The organism is Streptomyces sp. NPDC004065 (genome assembly GCF_044903565.1).
In the GTDB taxonomy this organism is placed as follows: domain Bacteria; phylum Actinomycetota; class Actinomycetes; order Streptomycetales; family Streptomycetaceae; genus Streptomyces.
In genome coordinates this window covers 23,777-29,776 of the sequence record NZ_JBJDQT010000010.1, presented here as the reverse complement: position 1 = coordinate 29,776, position 6,000 = coordinate 23,777, and the positions used below count along the sequence as shown (strand labels likewise).

At 74.0% G+C, this 6,000-nt stretch carries 5 protein-coding genes; 1 reads left to right on the top strand and 4 read right to left on the bottom strand.

The features are described 5' to 3' along the window. Positions 1-256 precede the first annotated feature (256 nt). Positions 257-1,825: a CocE/NonD family hydrolase gene (locus ACI2LW_RS13585; RefSeq protein ID WP_404731341.1), complete on the top strand. Its 1,569-nt coding sequence runs from the start codon at positions 257-259 to the stop codon at positions 1,823-1,825. A gap of 627 nt (positions 1,826-2,452) precedes the next feature. Here ACI2LW_RS13585 and ACI2LW_RS13580 read toward each other — a convergent pair. From ACI2LW_RS13580 to ACI2LW_RS13565, 4 genes are all read right to left on the bottom strand, one after another. Beyond that, positions 2,453-2,920: a DUF6278 family protein gene (locus tag ACI2LW_RS13580; protein ID WP_404731340.1), complete on the bottom strand. Its 468-nt coding sequence runs from the start codon at positions 2,918-2,920 to the stop codon at positions 2,453-2,455. A gap of 137 nt (positions 2,921-3,057) precedes the next feature. Continuing rightward, a complete protein-coding gene (locus tag ACI2LW_RS13575; RefSeq protein ID WP_404731339.1) occupies positions 3,058-3,837 on the bottom strand; it encodes an exodeoxyribonuclease III in 780 nt (259 codons plus the stop codon). A 119-nt stretch (positions 3,838-3,956) separates the two neighbouring features. Continuing rightward, positions 3,957-4,592, bottom strand: a complete 636-nt coding sequence (locus tag ACI2LW_RS13570) for an MBL fold metallo-hydrolase (protein ID WP_404731338.1) — start codon at positions 4,590-4,592, stop codon at positions 3,957-3,959. Between the two features lie 71 nt (positions 4,593-4,663). After that, positions 4,664-5,956, bottom strand: a complete 1,293-nt coding sequence (locus ACI2LW_RS13565; protein WP_404731337.1) for an alpha/beta fold hydrolase — start codon at positions 5,954-5,956, stop codon at positions 4,664-4,666. Positions 5,957-6,000 lie beyond the last annotated feature (44 nt).

The window sequence follows — 6,000 nt, the reverse complement described above, 5'->3', positions numbered from 1 at the left end:
CGCCCCCCCCCCCCCCCGCCCCGGCCGCCGGCGGTCGCGGTGGGGGCCCCGCCCCCGCCGGGGGGGGGAGGACGGGGGGGCGGGCCCGCCGCGGGCCCCCCCCCCGCGCGACGTCGTGGACGCCGGCGCTCCGCCGGCGCCATGAGATCAACTGTTCAACAGGCTTTACTCGTACGTAACTTACCGACGGGTTACTTCGAGTAAGGCACTGAGGTTACCGTCGGGTCACTTTGCTCTGTCATGTGAGGAGTGACCCGTGGGACTGAACCGCAAGGCCCTGCGAACGGCTGCCGTGGGCGCCGTCTCGGCGTCGTTGATCGCCGGCGGCGCCCTGACAGCGGCCCCCACCGCGCAGGCGGCCTCGGGCGGCGTCCGCTTCGTCGACATCACCGGCGACGGTGGCACGGTGCTCAAGGCCAACGTCGTCACCCCGGCGGACGCCGACGGCTCCCGGGCCTACCCGCTCGTCGTCCTGCCCACGAGCTGGGGCTTCCCCCAGGCCGAGTACCTCGTCCAGGCCCGGCGGCTCGCCGACTCGGGCTATGTGGTGGTCAGCTACAACGTGCGCGGATTCTGGCAGTCCGGCGGGCGGATAGAAGTGGCCGGCCCACCCGACTGGGCCGACGCCTCCAAAGTGATCGACTGGGCGCTCGCCAACACCCCGGCGGACTCCCGGCACATCGGCATGGCCGGCGTCTCCTACGGCGCCGGCATCAGCCTGCTGGCGGCCGAGCACGACAAGCGGATCAAGGCGGTCGCCTCGCTCAGCGGCTGGGCCGATCTGATCGACGCGATCTACTCCCAGCGCACCCAGCACCTACAGGCGGCGGCCCTGCTGGACACGGTCGCCACCGTCACCGGCCGCCAGAGCGCCGAGACCCGGCAGGTCTTCCACGACTTCTACGCCTCCGATCTGACGAAGGAACAAGAGCTGATCGACTGGGGGAAGAAACGTTCGCCCGGCACGTATGTGGACCAGCTCAACAAGAACGGCACCGCGGTCATGCTCGCCAACGGCTGGGGCGACACGGTCTTCTCCCCCAACCAGTTCGCCGACTTCTACGAGAAGCTGACCGGCCCCAAGCGTCTGGAACTGCGCCCCGGCGACCACGCCACCCCCGAGCTGCCCGGGCTGTTCGGGGTGCCCAACGACGTGTGGACGGACACCCGGCGCTGGTTCGACCACTATCTGCGCGGCGAGGACAACGGCATCGACCGCGAGCAGCCGGTGCGGCTGAAGTCCCGTTCCGCGGACGGCTACGAGAGCTACCCGGACTTCAGGTCGGTGGGCGCCGCCAGGAGCAGGCTCGACCTCGCCGGCCGGGCGACCGTGCACGCCAACGTCGACTCCGGGGCGGACGGCGGCATCGTCTTCCTGTCCAGCATCCTCGACCAGGTGGCCCGGATCCCGCCGATGGCGGCCATCCCGCTGCTGCCCCGGCGCTGGGCCGCGGTGTGGCAGTCCGGCCGGTACGCGGCGGCCCAACGGGTGCGTGGCGCCGCCACGTTGCACACCACCCTCACCCCGAGCGCGGAGAGCGGCACCTTCGTCGCCTACCTGTACGACGTCGGCCCGTTCGGCATCGGCAAGCTGGTCACGCACGCCCCGTACACCTGGCACGGCCGCACTCCCGGCGAGGCGTTCGCGGTGGACCTGCCGCTGTACGCCACCGCCTACGACGTCCCGGCCGGGCACCGGCTCGCGCTCGTCGTCGACACGGTCGACCCGCTCTACATCGAGCACAACCCGTCCGGCGCGCAGCTGACCTTCTCCTCGCCGGCGGACGATCCGTCGTTCCTGTCCGTCCCGCTGCGCGAGCAGTGATCTCCGGCTGCCGCCGGCCGGGTATGGCTCTGTGAGCTGCTGCCCCCTGCGGTCGAGGGGCCGTGGGGGGTTCCCCGCCCGGCAGCAGCGCCCCGCTCCCGGTGGCGGCGGGCCGGCTCGCCCTCGTCACCGGGGTGAACGGCACATCGTAGTCGAGGTTCGCCGCGACGGGCCCGCCGACGTGGAGGAACGTGCCTCACCGGCCCTCGCCGGCCCCGCCCGCCGAGGGTTTCCGGCGGTTGCCGCAAACCGTCCGGACGGGGAGGCGGGGCGCGCCCGGCACGCCCTGCCTGCGCGGTGTCCGCGGCCGCGCCGGGCCTCTTCGCATTCGCGTCGCCCGCCCTCGCGGTGCGCCAACGCCCGCCCTGCCGCGCCTCTTCGCGGTCGCGCCCGTCCACCGCGCCCGAGGTCCCCGTCCACGGCGCGCCCGTCCACCGCGCCCGAGGTTCCCGTCGTCGGCGCGCCTGTCCACCGCGCCCGAGGTCCCCGTCCACGGCGCGGCCGTCCACCGCGCCCGAGGTTCCCGTCGTCGGCGCGCCTGTCCACCGCGCCCGAGGTCCCCGTCCACGGCGCGGCCGTCACCGTGGGCAGCCCCGGCCGCGAGGGTGGCCGACGCCCCGCCGGGAGTCAGTCCTCCGCGATCTCGGCGTAGAGCTGGGAGAGTTCGGGCACACCGGCGGCGGCCCAGTCCTGTCCGGCGGTCACCACGTCGATCTCCCGCCCGGAGGCCAGCCGTACGACCGGCTGCCCGGTGGGCCGGATTTCCCAGCCGGCGCCGGGCACGGTCCGCACGATCACCGAGCCCAGGTACAGCCCGGCGTCGTTGCCGATCCAGGGCAGCGTCTCCGCGTCGTCGCGCCAGCGCGGCGGCAACTGGTCGAGCGCCTCGAGCGAGGCGGGTGAGTCGTCCAGGCGCAGTCCGGCCCGGGACGCCTGGGAGCGCAGCAGCTCGCACTCGGACAGCAGTTCGGCAAGACCCGCCCGCTCCCCGGCCGGCCGTCCGCCCGGGCGGCCCTCGCCCGGGCCGGGGAACACCGCGACACCGAAGCCGGAGCCCTGCCTCTTGCGCCACTTGCCCAGGAAAGGGATGTCCATGGACTCAGCGTGACATTCGCACCGCTGTACGCACCACAGGCGCGCGGGCCCCGCGTCCGCCCCTGGGCCGGGCCGTCCCCCTCACACGTCCCACGTCCCACGTCCCACGTCCCACGTCCCACGTCCCACGTCCCACGTCACACGTCCAGGTCCACCACGACCGGTGCGTGGTCGGAGGCGCCCTTGCCCTTGCGCTCCTCGCGGTCGACGTAGGCGTCGGTGACCGCCTTGGCGAACGGCTCGTTGGCGTACACCAGGTCGATGCGCATGCCCCGGTTCTTGGGGAAGCAGAGCTGGCGGTAGTCCCAGTACGTGAACGGGTGGTCGTACTTCAGCGGCCGCGGGACCACGTCCGACAGGCCCGCCTCCCGCAGCGAGGCGAGGGCGGCGCGCTCGGCGGGGGTGACGTGGGTGGAGCCCTCGAACGCGGCCGGGTCGTAGACGTCGTCGTCCGTCGGCGCGACGTTGTAGTCGCCGAGGACGGCGAAGGGGCGGCTGCCGCCCGCGTCGCCCGCGACGGCCGCCCGCAGGGCCTCGAACCACTGGAGCTTGTAGGCGTAGTGCGGGTGGCCCACCTCGCGCCCGTTGGGCACGTAGACCGACCAGACGCGGACCGGGCCGCAGGTGGCGGAGACGGCGCGGGGCTCGCGCACCCCCTCGTAGCCGGGGTCGCCCGGCAGGCCCTTGACCACGTCCTCCAGGCCCACCCGGGAGAGCACCGCCACGCCGTTCCACCGGCCGGTGGCGTGGACCGCGGCCTCGTAGCCCGCCTCGCGCAGCTGCTCGAACGGGAACTGGTCCTCGGCGATCTTGGCCTCCTGGAGGCACAGCACATCGGTGCCGCTGCTCTCCAGCCAGGCCAGCAGCCTCGGCAGCCGGGCGGTGATCGAGTTGACGTTCCAGGTCGCGATGCGCATGTCCCACAACCTACCGGGCGGCACCGACAACGCCGCCCGGTCCCCGGCCACCGCCCCCGCCCACCGCGCCCGCCGGCCGCGCGGGGCGGGGGCGGGGCGGGGCGTGCCCGCGTCCCGGCTCAGACCTGTGCCGACGATCCCGGGGTCAGCCGCAGGTGCTCCGCACCGCCCAGCGCGCCGATCTGGTTGTCGTAGATCGGGCGGGCGAGGTCGGTGAGGAGGGCGTCGTGCACGTCGTAGGCGCGCTGGGGCTTCACCTCGCGGACGTAGTCGATCACCTCGGCGATCTTGTTCCACGGGGCCATCACCGGGAGCATCAGCGTCTCCACCGGGTGGCCGGGGACGGTGAGCGCGTCGCCGGGGTGGAAGACGCGGCCGCCGTCGATCAGGTAACCGACGTTGGTGATCCGCGGGATGTCCGGGTGGATCACCGCGTGGAGTTCGCCGTGGACCTGCACGTCGAAGCCGGCGGCGGTGAAGGTGTCGCCGTGGCCGACGGTGTGCACGCGGCCCGGGAAGGCCGCGGAGATCTTGTCGGCCACCGAGGCGAGGGTCCAGATCTGCGCGCCCGGGTTCGCCTCCATCCCGGCCCGCAACCGCCCCTCGTCGAAGTGGTCGGGGTGCTCGTGCGTGACCAGGACGGCCTCCGCGCCGACGGCGGCGTCCGCCTCGCTGAAGGCGCCGGGATCGATGACGAGGGTGCGCCCGTCCTTCTCGAGGCGGATACAGGCGTGCGTCTTCTTGGTGAGCTTCATGGCCCCATCCTGCCGCGCGGCGCGGCGGCGCGGGCCCCCGGAGCGTGGTGCTCCCGGTGCCCGGCTGAAGATCACGCCGTGGGCGTCGTCTCCTCCTCGATGACCCGCTGGGCCACCTTGAAGGCACGGCCGGCGGCGGGCATCCCGCAGTAGACGGCCGTCTGCAGGAGCACCTCCCGGATCTCGTCGGGGGTGAGGCCGTTGCGCAGGGCAGCGCGGGTGTGCGCGGCGAGCTCGTCGAGGTGGCCGCCGGCGACCAGCGCGGTGAGCGCGACACAGCTGCGGGTGCGCCGGTCGAGACCGGGCCGGTCCCACACGCCGCCCCAGGCGCAGCGGGTGAGGAACTCCTGGAAGTCGCCGGAGAAGTCGCCGGCCTCGGCCATCTCCCGGTCGACGTGCGCGTCGCCGAGGACCTCGCGCCGGATCTTCAGCCCCATCTCGTACGGGTCCGCCGGGCCCTCGGCCCGCGGCGGCGCCGCCGGGGCGATCTCCGCGATGGGCACGGCCTGCGGGGGCGCCGCCGGGACCGGCCGGGGCTGGGCGGCGACGGCGGCGAGCTGGCCGGTGGCCGGCTCCATCGCGGGCTGCCAGGCGGTGGAGAAGTGCCGCACCAGCAGGTCGGTGACGGCGGCGGGCTGCTCGACCGGCACCAGGTGGGAGGCGCCGGGCACCACGGCCAGCCGGGCGTCCGGTATGCCGGCCACCAGGGTGCGGGCCTCCGCGGGCCCGGTGACCTGGTCCTCCGAGCCGACCAGGACCAGCGTGGGCACGCCCACCCGGCCGAGCTCGGGCCGGACGTCGAAGGCGGCGAGCGCCTCGCAGGCGGCGATGTAGCAGCCGGGATCGGTGGTGCGCACCATCTGCACCGCCCAGTCGGTGATCGCGGGCTGGGCGGCGGCGAACCCGGCGGTGAACCAGCGGTCCGGGGAGGTACGGGCGATGGGGTCGAGCCCGTTGGTACGGACGATCACCCCGCGCTGCCGGAACTCGTCCGCGGTGCCGAACCGGGGCGAGGCGGCGATCAGCGCCAGCGAGGCCAGGCGCTCGGGGTGGCGCAGCGCGAGTTCGACGCCGACCGCCCCGCCGAGCGCGCAGCCGGCGTACCCGAAGCGCTGCACGCCCAGCGCGTCCACGGTGGCCAGCAGCCGGTCCGCCAGGTCGGACACCGAGCCCGCCGGATACGCCGGCGCGCCACCGTGCCCGGGCAGATCGAACCGCAGCACACGCCACTGCTGCGCCAGCTCGGGAACCTGCCGGTCCCACATGTGCCATGTGGTACCCAGTGAGGGACCCAAGATCAGGACCGGAGCGTCTTCTGGCCCGTCAAAGCGGTATTGCAGGGTGTTCGGGGGTGTCTCACTCACGCCCCAGACCCTCTCACGTCTCACGAAATCTCACACGGCCAGGT

Bases quoted from the DNA above. Each gene is read 5' to 3' on its own strand.
- ACI2LW_RS13575 (WP_404731339.1), bottom strand. From the start codon at position 3,837: ATGCGCATCGCGACCTGGAACGTCAACTCGATCACCGCCCGGCTGCCG.
- ACI2LW_RS13570 (WP_404731338.1), bottom strand. From the start codon at position 4,592: ATGAAGCTCACCAAGAAGACGCACGCCTGTATCCGCCTCGAGAAGGAC.
- ACI2LW_RS13580 (WP_404731340.1), bottom strand. From the start codon at position 2,920: ATGGACATCCCTTTCCTGGGCAAGTGGCGCAAGAGGCAGGGCTCCGGC.